At 41.5% G+C, this 26521-nt stretch carries 12 protein-coding genes; 4 read left to right on the forward strand and 8 right to left on the reverse strand.

From position 1 onward, the window contains the following. Positions 1-103: 103 nt before the first annotated feature. The 3 genes from ACL6C3_RS17935 to ACL6C3_RS17945 are packed head-to-tail and all read right to left on the reverse strand — an operon-like array spanning position 104 to position 9588. Positions 104-5959: an SDR family oxidoreductase gene (locus tag ACL6C3_RS17935; protein WP_413160372.1), complete on the reverse strand. Its 5856-nt coding sequence runs from the start codon at positions 5957-5959 to the stop codon at positions 104-106. Beyond that, positions 5959-7398 (reverse strand): type I polyketide synthase, encoded by a 1440-nt coding sequence (locus ACL6C3_RS17940; protein WP_413160374.1) that lies wholly within the window; start codon positions 7396-7398, stop codon positions 5959-5961. The genes ACL6C3_RS17935 and ACL6C3_RS17940 overlap by 1 nt, the downstream gene beginning before the upstream one ends. Positions 7399-7401: 3 nt before the next feature. Continuing rightward, on the reverse strand, positions 7402-9588 hold the full coding sequence (locus ACL6C3_RS17945; RefSeq protein WP_413160376.1) for an AMP-binding protein: 2187 nt from the start codon (positions 9586-9588) through the stop codon (positions 7402-7404). A 787-nt stretch (positions 9589-10375) separates the two neighbouring features. On the opposite strand from ACL6C3_RS17945, the gene ACL6C3_RS17950 reads away from it, so the two are divergent. Continuing rightward, a complete protein-coding gene (locus ACL6C3_RS17950; protein ID WP_413160378.1) occupies positions 10376-13177 on the forward strand; it encodes a CHAT domain-containing protein in 2802 nt (933 codons plus the stop codon). 232 nt (positions 13178-13409) lie between these two features. Here ACL6C3_RS17950 and ACL6C3_RS17955 read toward each other — a convergent pair whose 3' ends face one another. Together ACL6C3_RS17955 and ACL6C3_RS17960 are read right to left on the reverse strand one after the other, a co-directional pair. Further along, positions 13410-13619: a hypothetical protein gene (locus tag ACL6C3_RS17955; protein WP_413160380.1), complete on the reverse strand. Its 210-nt coding sequence runs from the start codon at positions 13617-13619 to the stop codon at positions 13410-13412. Positions 13620-13667: 48 nt separating this feature from the next. Further along, positions 13668-17390, reverse strand: coding sequence for an NB-ARC domain-containing protein (locus ACL6C3_RS17960; RefSeq protein WP_413160381.1), 3723 nt, complete (start codon positions 17388-17390; stop codon positions 13668-13670). A 460-nt stretch (positions 17391-17850) separates the two neighbouring features. Here ACL6C3_RS17960 and ACL6C3_RS17965 point away from each other — a divergent pair, with 460 nt between their 5' ends. The 3 genes from ACL6C3_RS17965 to ACL6C3_RS17975 all read left to right on the forward strand — a co-directional run bounded on the left by ACL6C3_RS17965 (position 17851) and on the right by ACL6C3_RS17975 (position 21242). Next, on the forward strand, positions 17851-18954 hold the full coding sequence (locus ACL6C3_RS17965; RefSeq protein ID WP_413160383.1) for a C39 family peptidase: 1104 nt from the start codon (positions 17851-17853) through the stop codon (positions 18952-18954). Positions 18955-19511: 557 nt separating this feature from the next. Further along, positions 19512-20540 (forward strand): response regulator, encoded by a 1029-nt coding sequence (locus ACL6C3_RS17970; RefSeq protein WP_413160385.1) that lies wholly within the window; start codon positions 19512-19514, stop codon positions 20538-20540. Positions 20541-20609: 69 nt separating this feature from the next. After that, positions 20610-21242 (forward strand): response regulator, encoded by a 633-nt coding sequence (locus tag ACL6C3_RS17975; protein WP_413160386.1) that lies wholly within the window; start codon positions 20610-20612, stop codon positions 21240-21242. Between the two features lie 185 nt (positions 21243-21427). Here ACL6C3_RS17975 and ACL6C3_RS17980 read toward each other — a convergent pair whose 3' ends face one another. The 3 genes from ACL6C3_RS17980 to ACL6C3_RS17990 form a co-directional block, all read right to left on the reverse strand. After that, positions 21428-21601: a helix-turn-helix transcriptional regulator gene (locus ACL6C3_RS17980; protein ID WP_413160388.1), complete on the reverse strand. Its 174-nt coding sequence runs from the start codon at positions 21599-21601 to the stop codon at positions 21428-21430. Positions 21602-21756: 155 nt separating this feature from the next. After that, positions 21757-21960 carry a hypothetical protein gene (locus ACL6C3_RS17985; RefSeq protein WP_413160389.1) on the reverse strand — a complete coding sequence of 68 codons (204 nt, stop codon included), beginning with the start codon at positions 21958-21960 and terminating at the stop codon, positions 21757-21759. Next, positions 21950-26503 carry a caspase family protein gene (locus ACL6C3_RS17990; protein WP_413160391.1) on the reverse strand — a complete coding sequence of 1518 codons (4554 nt, stop codon included), beginning with the start codon at positions 26501-26503 and terminating at the stop codon, positions 21950-21952. The genes ACL6C3_RS17985 and ACL6C3_RS17990 overlap by 11 nt, the downstream gene beginning before the upstream one ends. Positions 26504-26521 lie beyond the last annotated feature (18 nt).

A 26521-nucleotide genomic window follows, 5' to 3' on the forward strand; every position in this document is an offset into this window, starting at 1 on the left:
TTCAATGCTTTTGAATGAGTAAATTGACCGGGGAAATTTTTCGATTTTGTCTACTTGAATTTGAGCAAGACAAAAACGCAAATTTGGGAATGAACGAAACAGATTAACTCAACCTTTTGAACTCTTTTGCTAAAGCTAAATAACTGGAGTGACGTTGCTCTGGGGAGAGCGTAGGAAGTTGATCGGTTGGTAATAAATCTGGGTTGACGGGAGAGGTAGAAGGTGCTTCAATTGCTTCTTGATTTGCGATTGTTGCCCGATAGCGTTGGTGTTCAAAAGGATAAGTGGGTAAGGGGAGTCGACGTCTTCCTTGAGGGAATAATTCGCCACTATTAAAGCGAACTCCGACAGTATATAATTGAGCCATTAATGTTAGTAAACGGGTCACACTTTGCTGTTTAACATTGGGCGCGATCCAAGTTAAATTTGCCTCTAAATTCTGCGGTTGACGTTCATTTCCCAAACCGAGACAAATTCCCCCTTTTGCCAACATTTCTTGATAGTGGCGAGGATGTAATGAATTGGATGATTGCACCAAAGCACTAAGCTGTAAACTTGAAAGAGTAGTCGGGTTTTTGAAGATAGCATTCGGTGTAATTAAAGGACAATTCCACTGAGTTTTAATGCTCTTTTCTGGGGAAAGAGTATTCAGAGGAAGCACAATTTTTTCACCTTCCAAACGGGCTAAAGCGGCGATCGCATCTTCTAAAGTTAACCGTCCAGATAAACAAGCCGCCACTAAAATACCGATATCTTCAGCCAGCAAAGAAGTCGGTTGTAATTCCAAAGACATTAACCAAGTCGATAAAGCATACTGAACTGCAAATACATGAGCTTTTTGGTTGAACATCTTTTGGGAATCTTTACCCGTTAAACTAAACTTTTGCCAAGTTGTTTGACATTCTTGATAAGCCGCTTTAAAACGGGGAAAATGTTCGGCTACAACTTGAGTTTCTTCTGGGGTTAAAAGACTCGAACCATCCAAAAATACAGATAGAGAAGGGGGACGGTTGGAATTCGCTCGACCTTGATAAATATTACCGATTTTTGTGTTATTTTCGATAGCCTCTAGGTAATCTAAAAGCTGTTTGCGAGCTTCAACAACAAAAGCGGTTTTATTGGGAAATTCTCGCTGAGTATTATTGAACGTGAAAGCAACAGAAGAAAGGTTTTCTTCGGGATAATTTAACAGATGTTCCCGCAGTTGTTTGGCAACAGTTTGAAGTACCTGTTGGTTACGAGCCGTCAATAAAAACAGATGAGATTGAGGAGAATATTCACTCGCTAACGAGGGTAAAGATGGAGCCTGTTCTAAGATAACATGACAGTTGGTACCGCCAAATCCAAACCCATTTACTCCAGCCCGTAAAGGTTTATTTTTCTGCTTCCAAATGATCCCCTCTTCTCCGACTGTATAAAAGGGTGTTTCGGCAAAGTTAATATTAGAATTAGGCGTTTTAAAGCCTTTGGTGGGAGGAATCATGTCATTTTGCATCGATAACACCACTTTAATCAAACTAATAATTCCCGATGCTGATAAACAGTGACCAATTGAAGATTTAACCGAACCCACACCACAAAATTGACGGCGTTCAGTAAAGCTACGAAAAGCCTGAGTCATTCCTTCAATTTCTATCGGATCTCCCAGTAAAGTTCCGGTACCATGTGTCTCAATATAAGAGATGGTATTGGGGTCAATATTAAACTGCGTATAAGCTTCACGAATAGCCGCAGCTTGTCCTTGAGGATTGGGAGCCGTTATACCTTGAGAATGACCATCATTGTTGATAGCAGACCCTTTAATTACTGCATGGATATAATCACCATCTACAATGGCTTTTTCTAGCGGTTTTAAGAGTAACGCTCCCGCACCTTCACCGATTACCATTCCATTCGCTCGTGCGTCAAAAGGATAACAAGTTGCAGTCGGAGAAAGCGCTTTTACACGACTCAATAACGTCAGCGGAGTCGGACTCAGATTTAAGTTTACCCCACCGACAATACTCATCGAACTTTGACCCGAACGTAAACTTTCACAAGCCAAATGTAAGGCAACTAACGAGGATGAACAAGCGGTACTGACGGCTAAACTCGGCCCGGTTAAATCTAAGCAATGACTCACCCGTGCAGCGAGTTGATTAAACTCATTTCCTGCTGCGGTTTCTGATAGAATCTCGCTCGGTTTTAGGATGTCTTCGAGTAAATTTACAAAAGACTGGCGAGTTTCATTCTGAAGCTGATTAAACCAAGTGCTACTCTCTAAACGATGGCGCAACGCTCCATAATATTGAGAATTAACAAAGTGTTCGGCATAGTTATTTTGTCCGCAACCCACGAAAACGCCGATATCTTTGGGGCGGTGTTTGCCTCCATAACCCGCCTGTTGTAAAGTCGTCCAAGCTATCTCTAAAAACAGACGTTGTTGAGGGTCCATGACTTTGGCTTCTCGGGGTGAAATCCCAAAAAATAAGGGATCAAAGTCAAAGGGATTATCAATAAATCCTCCTTGTTTACAATAGGTTGTATGGCTTTTTTCTCCGGTTTCATCAAAATAATCTTCGGCAGACCAACGACTATTCGGAACCTCTTTAATCGCAGAACGTCCTTCTTTTAACAGGTTCCAATACTCGCTTAAATTGTTTGCGCCAGGAACCTTACAAGCCATGCCAATGATAGCGATATCTTGAAATTTTTGGGGTTGTTTTTGAATTTTTAATGGTTTTTCTACCGTGTCTGTTTGTGAGGTTGAACCATAACGTTCCTCTAAGTAATCGATTAATTGGTTTGGGGTTTGATACTCAAATAACAGCGTTGGTGATAAGTTAATTTTGAGGGTTTGATTGAGTTGTTTGATCACTTCAACGGCTCCTAACGAGTCCAAGCCCAGTTCGGGAAACGTGCGATCGCCTTCGATGTTTTCTTGGCTACTAACCAAATGTTGGTTTAAAATTTCTTCAACCAACAATTGTATATTTTCGGGAATTTTTACGCCGGGTTCAGGTGTAGAGTTAGGGTGAACTGTTGTAACTGAAGGTGTTTTGATTAAGTCAATTACGTGAGTAACAACCGGACTATTAGAAGACAAGACCTCAATAAAACTCCGAGTAGCTTGTTGGGTTTCTAAAGGGTTGAGTCCTGCCATTTTTGCCGCAAACACTAACCCCTCACCCCTGGCTTTAGCAATTCCTAAATTTTGCCAAATTGAAAAATTAATCGCCAAAGAACGTCCGGGGCTTTGTTGTTGAGAACGATAAACAGCATAGTGATCGAGAAAAGCATTAGCCGCCGCATAATCACCCGCATATTCTCCCCAGTTTTTCTTGGATGCACTCGCCGATGAAAGCAGAACAAAAAACTTGAGGGGTTGGTTACAAGTTATCGCATCTAAAATTAAAGTTCCTTGCACTTTTGGCGCGAACACTTTAGCGATGGTTTCCGGTTGTTTTTGAGTCAGTTTTACCGTCTGATGGTCGAAGATTCCCGCAGCGTGAATGACTCCATCGAGACGAACAAAACGCTGTTTAATTCTCTCCATTAACGCTTTCATTTCTTTAGCGTCAGTTACGTCAACGGCTTCATAAATAACCGTTGAACCCATTTTTTCTAACTGTTGAATAGTACGAATGCGCTCCCTTTCTGGATGATTTTTTTCTAAGCATTCTACCCATTCTTCTTTGGGCGGTAACGGTTGACGACCTGTTAACACTAAATTCAGTCGATTCTCAGCCAGTAAACCTTTGATGAGTTCTACCGCTACGGCGCTGGTTCCTCCGGTAATTAAATAGGTGTCGTTGTCTTGAATGATGGAATTAGATTGACGAGTTAAAGACTTTATTGGGGCTAAATTTCTAACAAATCGCTGTTGTCCTCGAATGGCAATAATTCCTTCCTCTGTTGGTTCTGTTTGCAGTTCTTGTATCCATAACTGCGTCAATTTTTCTAAAGTTATCTCGCTGGAAACAACATCAACAACCTTTGTTTTTAGGTTGGGATTTTCCTGGCTGATAATTTGGGTTAACGTTGCGCCTAAACATTGATGAACCCCGAGTAACTGAGAACTTTCAACCACTGCATAATTGTTGTAGGTTGTCAACAGCAAACTTGTTGATTTCCCCGGAAAATGTTTGAGCAAAGCCTGTCCTAAAAATAAGACACTGTAGGCACTTTCCGCCAAAGTCTTTTCGGAGAGAGTTTGAGGGTCTAATTCTTGAACCTGTTGGGAATTCCAGTGGTGAATAACTGCCCCCAAAGAATGACCATTCGCTTTTATTTTTGCCATTAATTGTTCGTAATCTTCGGGAGAGTTGGGATTAATAATAAACTCATTTCCCTCCTGTTGAAAACCCTCTCCTGGCATCACCCAAAAGAACTTATGGTTTTCCTCGGGTATCGCCTGTTTTATACTAGAAGCCAGAGTTTTGGAATCACCAAAAATCAGAACATCACCCGAGGGGAATTGATGGGGAGTTGGTAACGTTTCACACTGCCATTGCCACTGATAAAATAACTGGAGATTATCTGAGACTTTAACCGTCGGTTTCTCCAATATTTTCGGTGAATAAACAGCGGGATTTTCAGTCAAAAGCTCAAGCTGAAAACGTTGACGTTCAAAAGGATAACTGGGTAAAGAAACCTGACGGCGCTGATAATCTTTATCCAGCATTCTCCAATTAATTTCTATTCCCTCAACGTGTAACTGACCCAAACTTTCTAATAGCGGAAACCAATCACATTGTCCTCGTTTTAAAGATGAAAGCCAGAGTCCATCAGATGCAGTTAAACACCGTTGTCCCATGTTCAAAAGCGTTGAACTCGGCCCCATTTCGATAAAAATGCGATAACCTTGTTGGTAGAGAGTCTCCATTCCATCGGAAAATCTGACGGCACCCCGAAGATGACGACACCAATAAGCCGCATCGGGGACTTCTTCGGGTTGAAAGGGTTGACCCGTAACATTAGAAATGAGCGGTAAACGCGGAGAATGATAGGTTAAAGATTCAGCAACTTCTTGAAAAGGTGCTAATATTGGCTCCATTAACGAAGAATGGAAAGCATGGGAAACTTGCAAAGGTTTTGCTTTAATTCCCTGGGATTCTAGAATAGATAGAACCTTCTCCACCGATTCTTTTAAACCAGAAATCACAACATTTTCATTGCCATTAATGGTCGCAATATCGACATCAAGTTGATTTGTTTTTAACGTTTTTGCGATGGTTTCTTCCGAAGCAAACACCGCCGCCATCATCCCATTTTTGGGGAGACTTTGGATTAAACTTGCTCGTTTGGCGATTAATTTCAGTCCGTCTTCTAGGCTAAAAACACCCGCAACACAAGCCGCCACATATTCCCCAACACTATGACCCATAACGGCATCCGGCACAATTCCCCAAGATTGCCACAACTGAGCCAAAGCATATTCTAAAGCAAATAAAGCGGGTTGAGTGTAAGCGGTTTGATGGAGTTCGGGAGAATCAGAATTATCCGGATAAAGAATTGAAAGGAGCGAACAATTTAACAGAGGTTGGAGAATTTCATCACATTGATTAAGGATGCGGCGAAAGGTGGGTTGAGTCTCATAAAGCACCCGTCCCATGTTGACATATTGAGAACCTTGACCCGTAAATAAAAAGACAATTTGATTGAGTTTTCCTTGGGAAGAAATTTGTCCGGCGAGAACACCTTTGGGGGTTTTGGAACTCAGAAAACTTTGTAACTGTTCTTGGAGTTGGGGTAGAGATTCAGTAATAATGGCGAGACGGTGATTCAAATGCGATCGCTTGGTGTTGGCGGTAAAGCAAATATCAGCCAAAGAAACATCGGAAGAATTGTTCAGAAAACTATGATAACGTTCGGCGAGTTTTTGTAGCGTTGTCGCACTTTTTGCGGATAAAGTTAACAGATGATAAGGACGTTCTGGGGTGGTTTTCGGTGAAGAATCGATCAGTTGCACAACAGACATTAGCGATTATTCTCCTCAACAATTAAGTGAACATTCGTGCCGCTCATTCCAAAAGAACTAATTCCAGCCAGTCGGCTTTCTTCTAGAGTCAGCCAGGGGGTGAGTTGAGTCGGAACGACAACCGGAAGTTGTTTCCAGCGAATATAACTATTAGGATTTTGCAAGTGAAGATGGGGAGGAATTTGCTGATTTTGCAAACAAAGAACAACTTTAATTAAACTGGCGATACCTGCGGCGGCTTCTAAATGACCAATATTGGTTTTCACCGAACCCAGCGCCAGAGGATGACTGTTTTCTCTGTTTTTTCCTAACACATTCGCCAAGGCTAAAACCTCTATCGGATCACCCAAAGAAGTTCCGGTTCCGTGAGCTTCTACATATTGAATTTGCTCGGGACGAACACCGGCATTTTGCAGCGCTTGGCGAATAACCGCTTCTTGGGCCAAACCGTTAGGTGCCGTCAGTCCGTTGGTTAAGCCGTCGTGGTTGGCGGCTGACCCCCGAATGGTGGCGAGAATGCGATCGCCGTCTGCAACAGCCTCCGATAAACGCTTGAGAACCACCACGCCGCCTCCTTCGCCGCGAACATAGCCGTCAGCTTGAGCATCAAAGGTTTTGCAACGATAATCACTACTCAAAGCCCTCATTTTGCACAAACCGATGGTTGTTTCGGGAGTTAACATTAAATTAATTCCGCCAGCAAGGGCTAAATTACACTCGCGAGAACGCAAACTTTGACAAGCTAAATGCACAGATAGTAGGGAAGAAGAACAGGCAGTATCTAACTGAATAGCCGGCCCTTGAAAGTTGTAGAAATAAGCTAAACGTCCGGCTGCCATACAGCGTAACGTGCCTAAACTACGGTAGGGGTTAATTTGAAAACGCTGTTGGGGGTTAATGAGTTGGTGAGAATAGTCATCGGTTGTTAATCCGATAAAAACTCCGGTTCGGCTTCCAGTCAGCTTTTTAAAGGGCTGTCCGGCGTTTTCTAAAGCTTCCCAAGACATTTCCAAAAGCAGGCGTTGTTGGGGATCAAGTTCTGCGGCTTCTCGCTGAGAAATACCGAAGAAATTGGCATCGAAACAGTCTACATCTTGGAGAAAACTTCCGTAGCGGGTGTACATTTTTCCGGGAGCGCTGGGATCGGGATCGTAATAACTTTCAATATCCCAACGTTGGGCGGGAACTTCTTCAACGGCGTTGACTCCATCGCGTAATAATTGCCAGTAAGTTTCGGGACTTTCTGCACCTTTTGGAAAGCGACAACCTATTCCAATAATTGCAATGGGTTCGGTTTGTTGATATTTGAGCGTATCTCGTTCAATGCGGGTTTTTCTGAGTTCGAGAAACGCACTTTGCAACAGCGCTTTATAGTCGGGGTGGTCGGGTGCAATTTTCCCTTGGGGTAACGATGTTTTTGCTTGAGTTTGAAGATTCATTTTTTATTTGCTTTGTTGAACCATTGTGATTTCTTGGGCGAGCAATTGAGCGATTTCTAATTCAGAAAGCTCACTGAGAGTTGTGGCGACTTCAATTAACTGATTAGAATCTTGCTCGGAATGATTTTCTGGGGTTTGTTCGGGGGGTTCTGCTGTTGATTTTGTGTTGGAATTGGAAAGACTGGCGAGATAATTTGCAAGCGCTTCAATGGTGGGAAAATTCCAGGCTAGAGTCATGTCGAGGGACTGTCCTAACCAGTTACCCAAACCGTCTGCTAATTCCACAGCCGTTACAGAATCAAGTCCATAGTCAGCCAATGCTTTGCTCGGATCAATTGCCCAAGGTTCTAGTTTTACTTTCTGACTTAACCAATAAATAATCCATTGTTGAATCTCTCGGGGGGTTGCTTGTTTAGCAGTGGTTGTTTTTGCAGTTGATGATGAGATTTTTTCCGTCATTCCCGTCCAAGAACCGACGGCGTTGAGGGTGTTTTCTAAATAGCCTTGTTTGCAAGCATGGCGTTGAATTTTGCCACTGGATGTTTTAGGAATGCTGGCGGTTTTTAATAAGATTACCGCAGAAACTAGAAGTTCATGTTCTTCTGAAACCGCTTTGCGAATGGCGGCTACAACTTCATCTACATCGAGTTTACGGATAAAACTGCGTTCAACTTCTTGGGCGATAACTAATTGTTCGGTGCCGTCAATTTCTACAGCAAAAGCGGCTCCAGAATTGGCTCGTAATGCGGGATGACTTTTCTCAACCGTTTGTTCAATATCTTGGGGATAATGATTGCGACCCCGAATGATAATTACATCTTTGAGACGTCCGGTAATAAACAGTTCTCCCTCTTGGAAAAATCCCAAGTCACCTGTTCGTAAAAACGGCCCTTCTTTGGTATCGGCTAACTGGGCGCCGAAGGTTTTTTCAGTTAAATCCGGTCGGTTCCAATAGCCTTTGGCAACACTGCCTCCAGCCACCCAAATTTCTCCCACTTGGTTGGGTTCACAGCGAATTTGAGACTCCGGATCGACAATAATAATTTTGTCAAAAAACGTTTGTCCGCAACCGACTAAAGTTTGAGAATCGACGGGTTGATTTTTAACTCGCTCAATTCGATTTTGTTGTAATTGAGTCCGATTAACTTCATAGAAAACGGGGGACAAACTTTGCAGACCACCGGATACAAATAAGGTCGTTTCTGCCATCCCATAACAAGGGTAAAAAGCTTGCGGGCGAAAACCAAAAGGAGCAAAGGTTTTCGTAAACTTTTCTAAGGTTTCAGCCCGGATCGGTTCTGCCCCATTAAAAGCAACAGTCCAACTACTGAGATCGATGTCTGTGCATTGTTCCGGTTGAATTTTTTGAACACACAAATCATAGGCAAAATTGGGGCCGCCACTGGTTGTTGCTTTGTAGCGGCTAATCGCTTGTAACCAGCGAATTGGCTTTTGTAAAAACGCAACCGGAGACATTAAAATTGAGGGGATTCCTAAATACAACGGTTGCAGTACATTTCCGACTAATCCCATATCATGGAAAAGCGGCAACCAACCGACAAACATTGTTTTTTCTGAATGCCCCATTGCCATTTTAATTAGGCGTTCATTATGCAATATATTTTGATGCGTAACCATTACCCCTTTTGGATTTCCGGTTGAGCCAGAGGTATATTGAAGAAAAGCCAAACTGTTTTGATCTAAGGTCGGTTTTTGCCAGTTTGAAGCGAGTTCTGTGGAAATTGTTTCAGTTGCGACGTAGTGAATATTCGTGAAATGACTGTTTTGGGCAAACTGACTTTTGCTCTTTTCTAAAACAGATTCGGTCGTTAAAACTAAGCCAACTTCGGCATCGGATATAATCGATTCTAGCCGGGTTAAATTTTGATTTGAACGGGGCGGATAAGCCGGTACTGGAACGATTCCTGCATAGAGACATCCGAAAAATGCAGGTAGAAATTCTATCCCCGGAGGATACAACATTAACGCCCGTTCTCCTACTTTTGCTAAGGATTGTAGAGATACGGCGATCGCTTTTGCTTGTTGGTCGAGTTCTTCATAAGTCAGTTTACAAGATTCTTTTTCTCCTTCTTCTAAGAAGATATATGCAGTGTGATTGGGTTGATGAGCGCTGCGATAATTGAGCAGGTCAACGAGCGTTGCAAATTCATTATTTTTCATTGCAGCCATAATTTATTCCTGTTGGATTGGATTACGTGAAATCTTGAGAGCGGAATCGGTTAGTCATGCCGCCAGGGGTTATCTTCATCGTTGAATGTTAGACAAAATTCAGATATTTTATCGTCTAAAAACCCTGGCAAAGCAAGGATTTTAGTTCAACTAAAACCGATAAAATTCAAGGATTGCATTAGAGAAAAAACTCAATCAATCTCCATCAAAGGCTGATAATTTTTAATTGTTCTGACCTTTGCTTGTTGATACATATGTCTGGTATATATGAGGTTATGCAATTTGTTATATTTCGTCATAAACTCAGTTAAATAAAAGTTGAAGCGTTTTAGCGATCGTCTCTCGTCACATCTATATATAGAGGGTTTCTGTGAGAAACCGGGTAACTCATAGCCGCAGGGGGTTTGTGGGGTGTCTCATCAGTTAAATAAAAGTTGAAGCGTTTTACAAAACCCTGTCCTGCGTCGGATCGAATCGATGATCCTCCCCGTCCCCACCTCTATAGGTGAGATGGTCTGTGATCTGGGGGCCGGTTGTACCCCGATCTGTACTACAAGTCCGAGATGAAGCTGAACCCCCCCTACCCCATCACTGGGGCTTGGGGAGATAATCAACGTCGAGGGGATTCGATCAAGCCGTTAGTTTGCCATCGGATGATTATAGATTAAAAACCCGGTTTTTGGGATGTACCTCCGAAGCAACGGCGCTAGAAATTATCTTGTCTGTTTGGGCTGATAATATGAAATACTGAATTGATCGGATGGATTTTCATTTCCTACTTTTAACTATGGCAACTCAAAAATCTGTCTTGTCTTTCTATCAGCGAATTCTTTCCTTTGTTTTCGGGGTAATACTCAGCTTTTTCTTAGCCGTCGGATTATCATTTAGACAACCTGTTAACAGTTTAGAATCAATCAAAGTCAGTCGTTTTTTAAAAAATACATCTTCAACTCCCGAGATTAATTCTCTCAGTTCCCAGTCATCAATTTTCCAACTCGAACAACAAGCTAGAGACTTTTATCAAGCCGGTAACTTTGAGAAAGCTGTAGAAATTTGGAGGGAAATTAAAACTCGTGAAACCGATCAATTAAGACAAGCCGCATCCCTGGGAAATCTATCCCTCAGTTTGCAAAAATTGGGGGATTGGGAAGCTGCAAATCAAGCCATTCAAGACAGTTTAGAGTTGTTAGATTCCCTCTCTAATCACCCCGATCAAACAATATTAACGATTCAAGGGCAAGTTCTGAGTATTCAAGGAAATCTCTACTTTTCTCAGGGAAAATATAGTCAAGCGTTGGAGAGTTGGCAGGTTGTAGAGACAATTTATCGACAAACTCAAAATCAAAATGGAATCATTGAGACGTTACTCAATCAAGCTCAAGCTTTGCAAGGATTGGGGCTTTATCGTCGGGCGGAGAAGATATTAATGGAAGTGAATCAATCTCTACAAACTCAACCCGACTCGACTCTCAAAGTCTCTCAATTGCTTCACCTCACTCATGTTTTGCGAGTTTTAGGTAAGCTGGGAAATCTCGATTATATTGAATCAAATGTTTGTGGGGTTTCAGAGGATTATCCTCTCAAAAATTCGGCTTTATCGGAACTCTCAGCCGGATTGGTTTTGTTGGAATTATTAGAAACCGCCAAAGCATTAGAATCTCCCCCGGAAATTCATAAAGTTCAGTTAAATTTAGCCAATCTCGCCCGGGCGATCTATCAACAACAAAAACAGTTAGAAAACACAGAATTAGCTAAAAAAGTCGCTCAAACTGCCGTCGTTTGCTACGAACAAGCGGCTACATCTTCTACAACAATCACCCAAATTAGATCGAAACTCAATGCTCTCAGCTTTTTGTTAGAATTAACCGAATGGTTGCCGCTTGAAAACGATACAGATTGGCAGAGAAAAATTCAATCTAAAATCAACTTTGAGAAGACAAACTGGCGGAAGATTGAATCACAAATTAACGGGCTTCCTTCCGGTAGAACCGCTATTTATGCTAAAATAGATTTGGTTCAAAGCTTGATGAAATTAGCCGGGAATCAGCCCGAACTTGATCGGAAGATTGAACCGATTTTATTAAGTGCTATCGAAGAAGCAAAACGTCTCGGAGATCCCCGAGTTCAGTCTTATACACGGGGTTATTTAGGTCAACTCTACGAACAACGCCAACAATGGAAAGAAGCTAAAATCTATACTGAAGATGCTTTATTTTTAGCCCAATCTATTCCCGCAGAAGAAATTGTTTATCAGTGGCAATGGCAATTAGGTAGAATTTTCAAAAATCAAGGAAAATCAAAGCGCCAAAGTGCGATTGCATCTTATCAGGGAGCCGTTCAAAGCTTACAATCTTTAAGAAAAGATTTGGTGGCGATTCGTCAAGATGTACAATTTGATTTTCGCGATCGCGTTGAACCCGTTTATCGAGAGTTAGTAGATTTACTTTTAACCTCAGAAAATCCCCCGCCCGAAAACCTAAAACAAGCCCGAGAAGTTCTTGAAAAGCTACAATTAGCCGAACTCGATAATTTCTTTCAAGATGCTTGTTTAGAAGCACAACCAAAAGCAATCGATCAAATTGATAGTAACGCCATTGTAATTTATGGAATTCTTCTAGAAAACCGCCTGGAAATAATTGCCAGCTTACCCAAGACTCAAGACCTGTTTCACTACAGAACACCCGTCTCTAAAACCGAGTTAACAAGTACCCTAAAGCAACTCCGATTTAACCTGCAAAAACCCTATGCTTACCAAGAAATTAAAAGATTATCAGAGCAACTGTATCGCGGGTTATTAGAACCCCTAGAAACTAAATTAAAAGGTGATGAAACCTTAGTATTTGTTCTCGATGGTGAACTGCGAAATCTTCCCATGTCTGCGCTTTATGATGGTCAACACTATTTAATCGAAAAACATCCGGTTGTTATTCAACCCGGACTACAACTTTTAGACCCCAAACCCATCAGTAGACCTTTAAATGCTTTGAGTGCGGGTTTAGTGGAACCGCCAGAAGAATTTCGTCAACAGTTTGCTTTGCTGCTTAATGTTCCCGAAGAATTAGAGAAAATTCAAGACGTTGTGGCTGAGAGTGAACAGTTACTCAATGAAGAATTTAATCGTGAGAATCTCGAAAAACAGATGAGTTCAAGCTCATTTGAAGTGATTCACCTCGCCACTCACGGTCAGTTTAGTTCTCAAGCCGAAAAAACATTTATTCTCGCTTCAGATGGTGCCATTAATATTAAGCAACTCGATAACCTTTTTCGCATTCAGGAACCAAACAAAACCCGGAACATTGATTTATTAGTTCTCAGTGCGTGCGAAACGGCGCCCGGAGATAATCGAGCAGTTTTAGGATTAGCAGGAATGGCGGTGAGAGCCGGTGCCAGAAGTACAATTGCTTCATTATGGAGTTTAAATGATCGGTCTGCTGTTGAATTTATGGGTCACTTTTATGAACAATTAGTTCAAGGAAAATCGAGAGCAGAAGCACTTCGTCAGGCTCAACTGATGTTTCTTCAACAGAAGAATGGGTATGATGCTCCTCTGTATTGGGCGCCTTATATTTTAGTTGGAGATTGGCGTTAAATTGCTGAGAGTTTTCACTTAAAAGTTATGGGCGGGCGGGTTTATATCAGTTGTCTTTGGGAAAACATAAATTAATTGAGAACCCGCCCCTACAGGACTGGTGAGGCGAAAATACCCGCCCCGATCGCCGCTATCAACCCGTCCCAATATCGGTAAAAACACTCATCAATTGTTGTACAAATCGGCAATAAATGACACCTCTCTACCGCCCTGGCGTTAAAATCGGAGTCGATCAACTCGACTGCGGATCTGTGTCACTGCGAGCGGAATCGTCAGGTTCAATTTTTTCATTTGATGTTGGGCTTTGGTCTTCTTGACTCGGATTTTCAGTCGGTTCAGGTGTTGCTTTTGTTGGGCCTCTGTCTCGTCCCGGATCGCCTCGCGATTGAAAAGTTTCTTCTGGATTTTGATTTTCTAACTCGGTTTTTTTTTCTTCGCTCATATGAAAATATCACCCCATGAAATACAAACTTTGAGTATTATACTATGATTACTGCTCGATAGCTCCTAACGCTTTTAAAGCCACTTTTTGAGCAGAAGTTAAACCGATGGTTCCGGTAATTTTCATCCCTTCATAGGGACGTGCTAAAATCATGGTATTTAAACATTTTCCGGTTGCCATTTCCCATAATTTAATCGTTTGATCGTCGCCGCCACTGGCGAAAATCTTACCATTGGGACAGCAAGCCACAGACCAAACGGTTTGGCGGTGTTCCTGACAGGTATAAATACAGTCTCCCGTTTGCAAATTCCACACTTTCACCGTATGATCGTCACTGCTACTAACAATTTGACTCCCATCATTATTAAACGCAATTGACCGCACTCGCTGGCGATGTCCCGCCAACGTCTCTAAACATTTTCCCGTTTCAATTTCCCATAATTTAACCGTGCGATCGCCTCCTGCACTCGCCAATATTTTCCCATCGGGACTAAACGCCACACATAACACCCAGTCTCGATGTCCGAGTAATGTTTTTAAACAAATTCCCTGTTTAATATCCCAAATTTTCACGGTTTGGTCATCACTTGCACTCGCCAAAATTTGACCACAAGGACTAAACGCCACGCACTTGACCCGATGCAAATGTCCGGTTAAAGTTTGCAAACATTCTCCTGTTTCTATCTCCCAAATTTTCACCGTTTTATCCCGGCTTCCCGTCGCCAATAAACCCTCGCAACTCCAACTAACTGAATGCACCCAACTCTCGTGACCCCAAAGGGTTTTTAAACATTCTCCAGTGGTTAGATTCCAGAGTTTAATCGTACTATCATCGCTGGCGGTTGCCAATCGTTTTCCGTCGGGATGAAAGGCGGCTGAGGAGACAATATTGGTATGACCGGTTAAGGTTTTTTCACAGATTTTTGTGTCAAGATTCCACAGTCTGACCAAACGATCTTCACTACAACTGACTAATATTTTACCATCGGGACTGAAGGCAACAAACGACACCCAATTACTATAAGCATCTAAGGTTTTTAAACATTGACCGGAAGCGACTTGCCAAAATTTAATACTTTGATCTTGACTGACACTAACCAAGGTTTGACCATCTGGACTAAACCCCACCCACCACACTAAATGACGATGTTCTTGTAAGGTTTTTATACATTCACCTGTAGCAACATTCCAAATTTTAATTGTATGATCGTTGTTTCCGGTTGCCAGTCTTTTACCATCTGGACTAAATGCCACCGCCCAAACTCTTTCTTGATATCCGACTAAAGTTTTCGTGCATTTTCCGGTTTCTAGATTCCAAAATTTTACCGCATTTCCATCAGAGGCTGTTACTAAGATTTTACCGTCCGGACTGAGTGCCATTGAAGACATCCAATTCACTTGGGTTTCTAAAATCTGCACGCATTTTCCCGTCGCAATTTCCCAAATTCTAACGGTTTCATCTTCGCTACAACTGATAACTAAACCCCGTTTTAACTCAAAACAAATTCCTAAAATTCGCCGCAAGTGTCCTTTGAAAACTTGCAAGCATTTTCCGGTGTTCACATCCCACAGTCTCAGGGTTTTATCATTACTTCCACTGGCGATCATTTTTCCATCTTCGCTAAATTCTAGAGACTGCACTCGACTATTATGACCTCGTAATGTCTTTAAACATTGACCTGTTTTTACATCCCAAAGTTTTAGGGTTTGGTCATTACTTCCACTGACGAAAATCTTGCCATCGGGACTAAAACTAACCGCCATCACCCAAGCTTTATGTCCGGGAAGAATGGATAAAGGGCGACCTTCTTGGGTTTGCCAAAACACGATATCTTCAGCTATTCCTGTGGCTAATAATTCACCATCGGGACTGAGGGCAATTGATAACACACCGCCAACGGTTTGGGTGAATACACATTGATTGAGATCGGCTTGAGAAAAGTTAACTCGATGTAAATTTACCCCTTGTAGATAGGCTTGCCAAACGGTTAAATGGGAAAAGTCTAGATCGCTGATGGGGAGTTTTGATTCTATCAGTAAATTGAGAAGATTTCCGGCTGCATATCCCCGTTTTTGAGGGCTGCGCGATCGCAATTGATCTAACAGTTGGGTTAAGCATTGATAGACGGCTTCGGGATGAGAAAATAGGGCGAATAGTTTGTCGGTGATGGGTTTGAGAATCAGACGAATTTGAGCGATTCTTAAATAGTCTTTGGTTTGGGCTTCTATTAAAGCATGAGTTTCAAAAAGATTAATTTCTCCTGTGGTGATTTCTTGAAAGATTTCCTCGATCAGTTTTTCGGTGATGTACTCCATAACAACCGGTTGCTGGGTAAATTGTGCCGATTGTTTTTCGATGAGCGATCGCTGTTGCAAAGATTCTAGGGCTTCTAATAAGTCTCGCTGCGAAATCGCCGTTAGTATGGCTTGTTTGAGTTGAGATAACGACATCCATTCTTGATGGATCGCCAACCAATACATCACCTGTTTTTCCAGGGATGATAACCGACTAAATTGTTGATCGAGTAAGTCGGCAATATCCCCAAAAATTACCGATCCTTCCGCCAAAAACTCGCCAACATTTCCCTCAAACAGTTCCACTATTGTGGTCGAGACAATTTTTAAAGCCAGGGGATTTCCCGAGTAGTAGTCTGTCAATATTTTAGCATCTTCTTCGGAAATATCAAAGCCTTTTTCTCGTAAAATATCTTGACCGGCGTTTGATTTTAAACCTTCGAGTTGCAAAGACCGAATCGGTTGATTATTCCCTTCTCGATATCCAATTCCTCGGGGTTTTTCTCGGCTGGTTAACAGCAAACAACTTTGATGTTGTATTTCTCCAATATTTCTAAATAACTGTCCGTAGCGTTCATATCCCTGTCGATAACTCCCCGCCCGTTTGTTGGTGTCGAGAATCGATTCAACGTTATCTAAAATCACTAAAAATCGGGAAGTTTGCAGAGATTGAACTAAGGTTGAAATTTGAGCGTCAACGGTTTGAGGTCGTTGGGTTAATTGTTCGTTTGAGAGAAATTGAATTAACTCCGTTAGCAATTTCTCAAGGGGGGGTGCATTGCGGAGACTTCGCCAAATTAATCCCGAAAATTCCCCTTGAATTTGTTGGGCGAGTTTCACAGATAGCGCCGTTTTCCCCATTCCTCCCATTCCCAACAGCGTCACCAACTGACAGCGCTGTTCAAGAATCCAATTTTTCAGCGTATAAAGTTCAGTTTCCCGATCATAAAATTCGGCACAATTTGGCGCTTCTCCCCAATCTTGACGCGAAAAAACTGGGTTAATGCTCGGATTATTTTTAGGTAAAATGTCCGAAGATTCAGTGGAGGATATTTCCCCAGTTGACTGTTTAGATTTTGGCGAGCGGCGTTGTTCCCACTGCCGTTCAAATTCTCCCAAATTGCCCGATTTATCTAATCGATGATGCCATAATTTTAAAGTAAAATGCCAGAGATCCGATCCTTGAGTTGAACAGCGATTGTCTTCTAGGATTTCGAGAAAATCTTTCAGACGTTTTAAGCTTTCTTTGACTTGAGTAGAATTTAACTTTTCTCCTTTCCCCATTTGGGCTGTCAAGGCTTCAAGATATCTCACCTTTGTACGGATAACCAATTGTTTCTCGGTTTGCCAGTTTACCCGAATCTGGGATTGAAAGCGATCGCATTCTTCTATTTCTCCATTGGCGTAGGCTATCAAGACTTCCAAAAGGCATTTTGTCCGTTTCTTAGACTGAGGGCCGTAATTAGGTCTTGCCATAGATACATCCCTAAAATATTTAATTTATTGTCTCAAACATACACGGATTAACTCTAGATTTCAAGGGATTTTCAATATTTAAAGTCCGTTCGCTGCAAAGCGCAGTGGAAAAAAGATTAAAATATCAAGCTGATTGGGGGTTAATTACTGCTGCCGAAAAATTATAAATTGTAATTGAGGTCATAAAAATTTTGATCTAACACCAATAAAGTTCGGGGATTCCCCGAAGTTGCACCAGTTCCCCTACTGCTGAAACTCAATGGTAGAGGCGAATTCAGCCCCAAAAACCCTACATTTGCTTGGGTGCAGTTTCTCTACCTATTCTAGAGCCATAGCTCAATCAGAAGCTAAAAGGGTCAGCGCTTAAAACCTGATGAATGAGTTGAGCCGCTCACCGTCACCACCTGAGGGTTATAAAAACCGTTAATTTCGGTCAATCGTACACCAAAATAAAAAAATCATGCAATATATTCTACACTTCAAAACCGATTCTTACCTGAAACGCTTTCCTTTTGCTCCCGAGAAACTCTTATCTGAAGATCTCCTGGTCTATAAAGCAGGTGATGAAATATCGATCAGCGAATACACAACCGACTTCCAAGGAAATCACATTCGAGTCATCTTAGAAAATATTGATGTGCGTTCAGTTTCTCTCGAAGATATCGATAAACAATACTATTGTTTGGCGAATGAAGTCGAAATCTTTAACGCAGAACTTGCTCGCGGAAGTCGCGATCCTCAACAATTTCCCCCTACAATTCCGGCTAAAGTTAATTTATCGGTTCCTTTCCATACCCAACACAATAATAAATTTAATCCTGGCGGTTCTTGTAATGTCACTTGTCTCGCCATGATCTTGAACTATTACGGGATTGATTCTCGAACTCAAGCCGATCTCGATCGCAGTGTTCAACTCGAAGATATTCTCTATCTAAAAATGGCTCAATGGGATGAAGAAAATGGATTTTATGGAAGTTATCAATCCCGTCATCAACCCCACTTTTTGATGCGATTGTTGCGGGAATGGGGCGAAAAATATGGTCGGGGTGCTTTGCAAAATTCATACTTCAAAGAATTGGCATCGGAAGATGATATTAAACAGCATATTGCTTCGGGAAATCCGGTGATTGTTCACGGCTATTTTACTCACTTTGGTCATCTAATTGTCATCAAAGGTTATGATGACACGACCGGGGAATGGATTGGCAACGATCCCAATGGAAAATGGTTGGGATATCAAGGCGGATATGATATAAATAGCAGCGGGGAAAATGTACGTTATCGCTATGAGAATGTTTACGACGTTTGTCATATTGGTGCTGGAATTTGGTGTCATTTTACCGTTCCTCGGGTCTTACGTTTGAGGCAGTTATTAATCGAAGGGCCGGACGTTATTCAGGTACAAACAGCCTTGAACAAACTCGGTTTTTCAGTAGAAACTAACGGGATTTTTGACAAAATAACTGACAATGCGGTTAAACAGTTTCAACACCACAAAGACTTGACCGTTGATGGCGTAGTTGGGCCTAAAACTTGGGCGAAATTATTTACAAATTTTGCTTAAGTTGATGACATCATTACTATCAATATCCGAGAGTAAATCCGATTCTTAATTCCTGTAAATTCTGCGATCAGTCAGTCGTTCACCGGATTTGAAATCCGGTGCTGGCGGTTGACTGTCGAAAGTAATGAAATATAGATTTTTCTTACAAAAATTATCGCCATTTCCCCGCTCGCTTCCCCTAAAAAATCTTGAAGTAATCAATCAATAATTTTTGATATAAAATTTAAAACATAATCCTACACAAGCTTTCAGGTTTCAACCGACAACTTCCGATCCTTGTGACCATCTGTAGCAAAAATTTGAGTCTTTTATATAATACTATAAGCATAAGTAACAACGATTCCCGTCAACGATCAGGGGTAAGGATTTTTTCCCAAAGCAGCAAAAAATTTATGATCGGTTCGCCAACCTGTTTTCGATTAAAAATCCCTGTTTTCACCTGACTTTCCTGAGAGAAAGGTCTAACCGCTCTATCAGGAGATCGAGGTCAAGCGACCGAGGCGTTTTTTTCTCATGAAAAAATTGGCTAGATTTAATCACTTTTTTGAGTTGAAACCATGAATAATAATCTCACTCCAGATTACAAAGAAACGATTTTAATTGTTGATGATTGCCCCGATAATTTACACCTATTAAGCGGTATTTTATCTCATGCTCAATATAAAGTTTATCTCGCTCCGAGTGGCAAGTTAGCCCTGAAATTCATGGAGTCGAATTTGCCGGATTTAATTTTGCTGGATATTATGATGCCTCAAATGGATGGTTATATGGTTTTTGAGCAGCTTAAAAACTCGGAAAAAACCAAAGATATCCCCGTGATTTTTATCAGTGCCTTGCAGGATATGTTTGATAAAGTCAAAGCTTTCTCTATGGGGGGTTCGGACTATATTACCAAACCTTTTAAAGAGCAAGAAGTTTTAGTTCGGGTTGAAAATCAATTGCGAATCATCAGACTCTCTAAACAAATTATTGAGCTAAATATTGTTCAAGAACGCAACCGGATAGCGGCTGAAATTCACGATTCTTTAGCCCAAGCATTTACCGGGATTATTTTACACTTAGGTGCGGCAGAGCGGGCGATAAAAAAAAGTCCCGAACAGGCTATTTCTTACCTAAAAAACGTGCGAGAACTTGCGAAAAATGGACTGGCTGAGGCACGGCGTTCGGTGGAAGCTTTGCGCCCCAAATTATTAGAAGATGTCGATTTGTATACCGCTCTTAACCGAATTGCGACACAGATGTCATCCCACAGCCAAACCCGCACCGTTTTAGATGTCATGGGTACGGTCTATCCCCTACCTTTAGAAGTTGAAAATAATTTGCTCCGCATCGGTCAAGAAGCCGTAACCAATGCGTTTAAATATGCCAAAGCCGGCACAATTAATATAGAGCTAATTTATGAAGCCAAACACTTTACTTTGCGGGTGAAAGATAACGGACAGGGATTTGATCTCGAGAGTCCTTGTTTTCAGAATGGTTTTGGTTTTTTGGGCATGAAAGAACGAGCCGATCGCATTGATGCTGAATTGACGATTGCTAGCGAAGTTGGAGGGGGAACAGAAATTAAAGTTTTTGTTAAGCTTTGAGCGAACGACTTTGAAAGTTTCATGGCAAAATATAGGGAAATCAGTTGTTATTAAACTGGGGTATCAATTATGATAAATCAATTGAATTTGATTAAAGTTTTAATCGCTGACGATCATGCGATTGTGCGACAGGGTTTAGTCTCCTTGTTGCAGCAAGAACCTGATTTGTCTGTTGTAGCCGAAGCCAGTAATGGACAAGAAGCGGTCAAAATGTTTGGTCAACATCAACCGGATGTGGTGTTAATGGATTTGCGAATGCCTCAAATGAATGGAATTCAAGCAATTACCGCTATCCGTGCCGAATTTGCCAATCCTCAAATTGTCGTGCTGACGACTTATGATGGTGAGGAAGACATCTATCGGGGACTACAGGCGGGCGCCAAGGGTTATTTGCTCAAAGATACCGATCCTAACGATATTTTTGCTGCAATTCGCAGCGTTTTTTCGGGAGAAAAATATATTCCATCTGTTGTCGGCAGCAAGCTAGCAGAACGCATGGGAAACGATCCATTAAGTCATCGTGAATTGGAAGTGCTTCGCCTAATTGTTGCGGGTAACAGTAATCAGCAAATTAGCGAGATTCTGCATATTAGCAAAAGCACGGTTAAGTTTCACATCAACAATATTTTCTCTAAGTTGAATGTCAAAGATAGAACCCAGGCGGCGATCGCAGCTTTAAGACGGGGAATGGCGAGTTTATAAGTAAGAAACGTTCCTAAAGCTTCGTTTGAACTTTAACAAAAGCAGACTACTGATTTTTTAGCAAACCTATTCTACAATATAAATCTTCTCGATGAGAGGATTAAAAGTTAAATTTTTTCACTCTCATCGAGAATGAAGATCGCAGAAAATACAAGCCGATATCAAAGCTTTTCCGTAAAAAATAATTATTTAGAAATAGGAGTTTGATTCATTAACCTGTATTTGGCATTTTGTCGCAGGTTATAAACTCGTTGGATGCAGACCTGTAAAATTGCCGCGATTTGTTTGGGAGTATAACCCTGTTCACAAAGTTCTAAGACTTCTTTTTCACGTTCTGTCAGTTCAAATTGTCTGGGCATTTTCTTCAATCTCCTTAGCGAGTGCCGAGATCATTTTGGCATAAGTTCCCGGAAAAAAAATCGGGGAAAATACGGAATTTTAATTTTGAAAATAAACCGACATCGCTATTAAGATAAAAAACCAAAATCTCACCCGTTCAACGCCATCACAAAAGTTAACGACCAAACCCTGCTAAACTAATGCTTGAATGGGTGGGAATTAGTCGCTTAATTCCTTCTCTTGATTTAACCTTATTAAAATTGCCGATAGATACCTTGACGATGCCAAAGAAAAAAGTCGCCATCAATACGCGATCCGCACGGAAATGATACCAAAACTTTAAACGTTTGACACCCTGAATTGCAACGCTAAATCCCATCACAGACCCGGCGATCTTCCTTGATCAAACTAACATTAGGATTGTTAAAATAATCCTCTAACCAATCACAACTATGCTTCAATAAACCCTCAATTTCTAACCCTTCCAAATTCCACAAAATAATCGTTTGATCATCCCCACCCGATGCCAAAGTCTTGTTATCCGGGCTAAAACTGAGACTGCGAACAGCCCCAAGATGCCCCGGTAAAGTCGCCAGCCAAGTGCCATCCGGTTTCCAGAATTTCACCGTTTGATCGTCACTTCCCGAAGCGATCGCCGAACCATCCGGGCTAAAACGAACACTATTAACAGCGAGATTATGTCCGGTCCAAGAGTTAATTAAACTGCCATCGGGTTCCCAAACTTTGATCGCGCCACTGGCGCTCGCCGAAGTTAAAGTTTGACCATCGGGGTGAAAATCAACGTTATAAACTGAAGTGTTATGTTCAGAAAAAGTATTGAGCAAAGTTCCATCAATTTTCCAGAGTTTTACCGTACCATCTATACTGCTAGTCGCAAAGATTTCCTGAGCAGAATTCCAACTAATTCCAGAAATTCCCGCATTATGCCCAGAAAGGGTATTAAGCAAAGTTCCATCAATTTTCCAAAGTTTTACCGTAGTGTCATTACTACCCGAGACAATCATCTGATTATCCGGACTAAAACTAACAGCATAAACTGAAGCTTTATGCCCAGAAAAAGTATTAAGCAAAGTTCCATCAATTTTCCAAAGTTTTACCGTATTATCCCAACTTCCCGAGACTATTTTTTGACCATCGGAACTAAAATTAATCCCAAAAACGATATCTTGATGCCCAGAAAATGTGGTCAACAAACGACCATTTGCTTTCCAAAGTTGAGCTTTCTTATCAGGACTCGCAGAAACCAACGCCTCACCATTAGGACTAAAACTTAGACCCAAAATAATATCTGTTGGCCCGATGAAAGTTTGGCGCAGGCTAGTATTCCACTTCCACAGTTCAAGAGAATGGTCAAGACGAGCAAAAGCCAGGGTTTGACCATCGGGACTTAAATTCACACTACGTCCCGTCAAAGTTTTCAACAATGTGCCATCCCGCTTCCAAATTTTTACCAGGTTGTCAGCGCTCGATGAAACAATCATCTGACTATCAGCACTAAAATTAACCTTCAAAGCCTGTGCATTATGTTCAAGGGTTCTTATGAAAGTGCCATCAGGTTTCCAAAGCTTAACCGTCTTGTCAGAACTCGACGAGCCAATCATCTCACCATCCGGGCTAAAATTAACATTAATTACCAGCCCGTTATGTGCAGAAAAACTTTTCAAAAAAGTGCCATCTTTTTTCCACAGTTTAACTGTTCCATCCATACTTCCAGAAGCAATAGTCTGTCCGTCTGGGCTAAAACTAACGCTACTAATTGGCCCGTTATCCTCAATCGTTTTCAGCAAAATACCGTCTTTTTTCCACAGTTTAATGGTGCCGTCGTCGCTAGCAGAAGCAATCATTTCACCATTGGGGCTGAAAGTCACATGATTAACTATTGCCTGATGATCGGTTAGAGTATTAAGTAAAGTGCCATCTTTGTTCCACAGTTTAATCGTACCATCTCGACTTGCAGAAGCTATAAATTGACCGTTTGGGCTGAAATGATGGTTGACAATATCGTTAGTATGTCCGGAAAGGGTATGAAGTAAAGTGCCATCTTTTTTCCAGAGTTTAATAGTGTCATCTCCGCTCGCCGAAGCAATAATTTGACCATCCGGACTATAGTTAATATTATAAACTTCATTGGTATGTCCGATCAAGCGATTATTTTCTCGGATTTGATACATCACCCCTTGCAGTGCGGTTAAAACTTCTTTCTGAGTATTGGCGTCGGCAAAAATTGCGCCTTTCATGGTTTTATAAGCTTTTAATGCTTCTATTAACGCATCTAATTCTTGCTCGGAATTAAACAGTTGTTCCGCAGATAAAGCCAAATTTCGACTTTGGGCTTGTTGGTTTTGATTCCATTGAAATAATCCAAATCCCGAGAGAACCGCAAAGGCTGTAACAATCAGGCTAATTTTCGTTCTACGGTTATTGCGCCAGCGTCGGAGACTGCGCTGTAAAAATTCAGCCTCAACTTGATTAAACCAAGTTTCATTAGATTTTATATTGTCTTCTAAGACTTTTAGATAGGGGTTGCTATCCCAGAGAAATTCTTCCGGTTTTTCTTTCGGGTGTTTTTGCAAGTTTGAGGTTTTTTTCCAGAACTTAAATAAGCTGGTATTCATCCGATCAAACAAGCCTTCTAAAAAGATAAAACTGCGGTCTAATCCCTTAACCATCGGTTCAAACCGATCTTGAACGCTCAGAGATTTTTCCTTGGTTTTCCATTCTAAAGCCGCAGAAGTTAGCCGCCGTTGTAAGATTAAATCTTCTTGATGTTCTCGCTCCCAAAGAATTAGTTTTTGCCACCCTCGAACTAAAACATCGTGGGCGGGTTCAACATAACTTTTGCCCTCAGTATCTCGCCCTTTCACCAGCAAACGTGCGGCACAAAATCGTTCAATTGTTTCTTGAATGCGTTGATTTTCGGGTTCGGGATAGACTAATTCTTCCTCTAAAACCCGCCGACGAGCCAATTCACCGCCGCCAACCGCAACCATTCTGAGCATGAGATGACGGATGGTTTTTTCATAAGCCGGATCGCGTTTAATTAAGGCTGCATATTCCCAGTCCGCTCTTTGGGTCAGACTGCGGGTAACTCCGCCCAATTCTTGATAATCTTCTTGGGTAATTGCCCGGTTATTTCTTGTACCTTCTCTCACTTTTTGGATATAATTAAAATACAGTTCGCTGAGGGTAAAAGAGAGTAACGGTAGCGCTCCGGGCATCTGCACAACTTCATCAATTAATTGTTCGATCAAGGTGGGCGGTTCAAAATACATCACCTTCGTTGTTGCCGGTTCAACGATGATTTGACGCAATTCTTCCCGGGTCATAGCCGGAACCACAAATCGGGATTTTGTCCAATATTGTTCTAAGGCGGTTTCTCTAAATTGGGGTTCAAAATCGGAACGCAATGTAACAACAATTCGCAACCAATCTGAAAAACGTTCTAAGGCTTTTGTTAACCCATTTAAAAACATTTTCTGTTCTTCGCTATCGGAGTTGAGCGTTACAATTTCCTCAAACTGATCGATAACTAAAAGTATTTTTTCATCGGGAAACTCTTTTTTCCATTCGTTCAAATCAGTTAATAAGTTTTGAGTGTTTTGTATTTCTGAATTGGGGAAATCAGAATTAAATTTATTTTCGCAGTTGGAAACTTTAGAATTAATCGGTTGTATAAACCGTTCAGATTGAGGTGAAAAATTGTTTCGTTGTAGGGCATAATTTAAAGCTCTAAACGGAGACTCTCCGGGGCGAATAGCGGGTAAAATCATCCAGTTATCCCGAGTCGTTTTCAACTGAGAAATTAACCCCGCTTTCACCAAGCTCGATTTTCCCGTACCCGATGCACCCAATACAACCGTTAACGGATTTTTACTCACAAATTCAACCAATTTTTCCGTTAACGCTTGGCGACCAAAAAATTTATCGCTATCTCCTTCTTCAAAAGATTCTAACCCTTTGTAGGGATTATTTTTTTCATTCAGTTGGGGAGCCGACGGCAATTGGTTAACATCAAAACCGGGAATAATAAAGATATATTCGCCTTTATCGTGGTGTCTGAGTTGGGCAAAACCGGGGGTTTGTTTGGCTGCGGTTTTCCCCAATTCCGATTGTAAATAAACGTATAGTTCTGTTGCGGTAATAATCCCATCTTTCATCAGATCGGCTTCTCCATTTAGACCTTTAAATAAAAGTTCTGCAAAGGGAGAATGATCGGAACTTTCGCTTCTTTTTCCAAATTGATAAAGGGAGTCAGTTGCTTTTTCATCGTGGGCTGCGGAAGTAATAACTTGTTGGGCGCAACCGGAGGTATATCGAGTATAGCGCTCCCGATAAACGGTTTGCGATCGCACGGCTTCCCGATGGGTTGCAGCCCAACGAAAAGTTCCCGCAAAACAACAATCTAAAATAATTAATGAATGGCGACAGGGGAGTTGAATTAAGCTATCATGTAATCGCTGCATCGAAAGCCAAGTTTCGCTTTGATCTCGCTGACCATCTTGAGGGATTAAAAAACCGACCGGCCCATCTGCGTTTTCCAGTCCATCTAAGGCGATACCATGTCCGGCAAAGTAGAATAAAATGCGATCGTCGGGTTCAATTTTAATTTGATTTCCATTAGAAAAAGGTAATATTTTATCGGTGAAAGCCGTTAAAAGATTGTCGAGTTTAGACAGCGTTGCATCTCGATCTAAAAGTGACAAAACTTGGTATTGGTATTTTTCTGTCAGGAGTTTAGCCAGTTGTTGGGTGTCATTGACTGCGGTTTGTAAGGCGGGAATGCCATTAATATATTGATTAATCCCAATTAAAACTGCAAAACTTCGCTTAATCTCTGACATTTTTAAATTCTCCCCAGAATTTGGAGTGGAAACTAATACCAATTCTTTATGAAGCTGCATCTAATTGATCCCCCCTTA

It is taken from the genome of Capilliphycus salinus ALCB114379 (assembly GCF_047276495.1).
In the GTDB taxonomy this organism is placed as follows: Bacteria; Cyanobacteriota; Cyanobacteriia; order Cyanobacteriales; family Microcoleaceae; genus Capilliphycus; species Capilliphycus salinus.

What these genes read in the sequence shown, in the direction of transcription:
- ACL6C3_RS17945 (WP_413160376.1), bottom strand. Translation starts at nt 9,588, where the DNA reads ATGGCTGCAATGAAAAATAATGAATTTGCAACGCTCGTTGACCTGCTC.
- ACL6C3_RS17990 (WP_413160391.1), bottom strand. Translation starts at nt 26,503, where the DNA reads ATGCAGCTTCATAAAGAATTGGTATTAGTTTCCACTCCAAATTCTGGG.
- ACL6C3_RS17965 (WP_413160383.1), top strand. Translation starts at nt 17,851, where the DNA reads ATGCAATATATTCTACACTTCAAAACCGATTCTTACCTGAAACGCTTT.
- ACL6C3_RS17985 (WP_413160389.1), bottom strand. Translation starts at nt 21,960, where the DNA reads ATGGGATTTAGCGTTGCAATTCAGGGTGTCAAACGTTTAAAGTTTTGG.
- ACL6C3_RS17955 (WP_413160380.1), bottom strand. Translation starts at nt 13,619, where the DNA reads ATGAGCGAAGAAAAAAAAACCGAGTTAGAAAATCAAAATCCAGAAGAA.
- ACL6C3_RS17975 (WP_413160386.1), top strand. Translation starts at nt 20,610, where the DNA reads ATGATAAATCAATTGAATTTGATTAAAGTTTTAATCGCTGACGATCAT.
- ACL6C3_RS17980 (WP_413160388.1), bottom strand. Translation starts at nt 21,601, where the DNA reads ATGCCCAGACAATTTGAACTGACAGAACGTGAAAAAGAAGTCTTAGAA.
- ACL6C3_RS17940 (WP_413160374.1), bottom strand. Translation starts at nt 7,398, where the DNA reads ATGAATCTTCAAACTCAAGCAAAAACATCGTTACCCCAAGGGAAAATT.
- ACL6C3_RS17970 (WP_413160385.1), top strand. Translation starts at nt 19,512, where the DNA reads ATGAATAATAATCTCACTCCAGATTACAAAGAAACGATTTTAATTGTT.
- ACL6C3_RS17960 (WP_413160381.1), bottom strand. Translation starts at nt 17,390, where the DNA reads ATGGCAAGACCTAATTACGGCCCTCAGTCTAAGAAACGGACAAAATGC.
- ACL6C3_RS17935 (WP_413160372.1), bottom strand. Translation starts at nt 5,959, where the DNA reads ATGTCTGTTGTGCAACTGATCGATTCTTCACCGAAAACCACCCCAGAA.
- ACL6C3_RS17950 (WP_413160378.1), top strand. Translation starts at nt 10,376, where the DNA reads ATGGCAACTCAAAAATCTGTCTTGTCTTTCTATCAGCGAATTCTTTCC.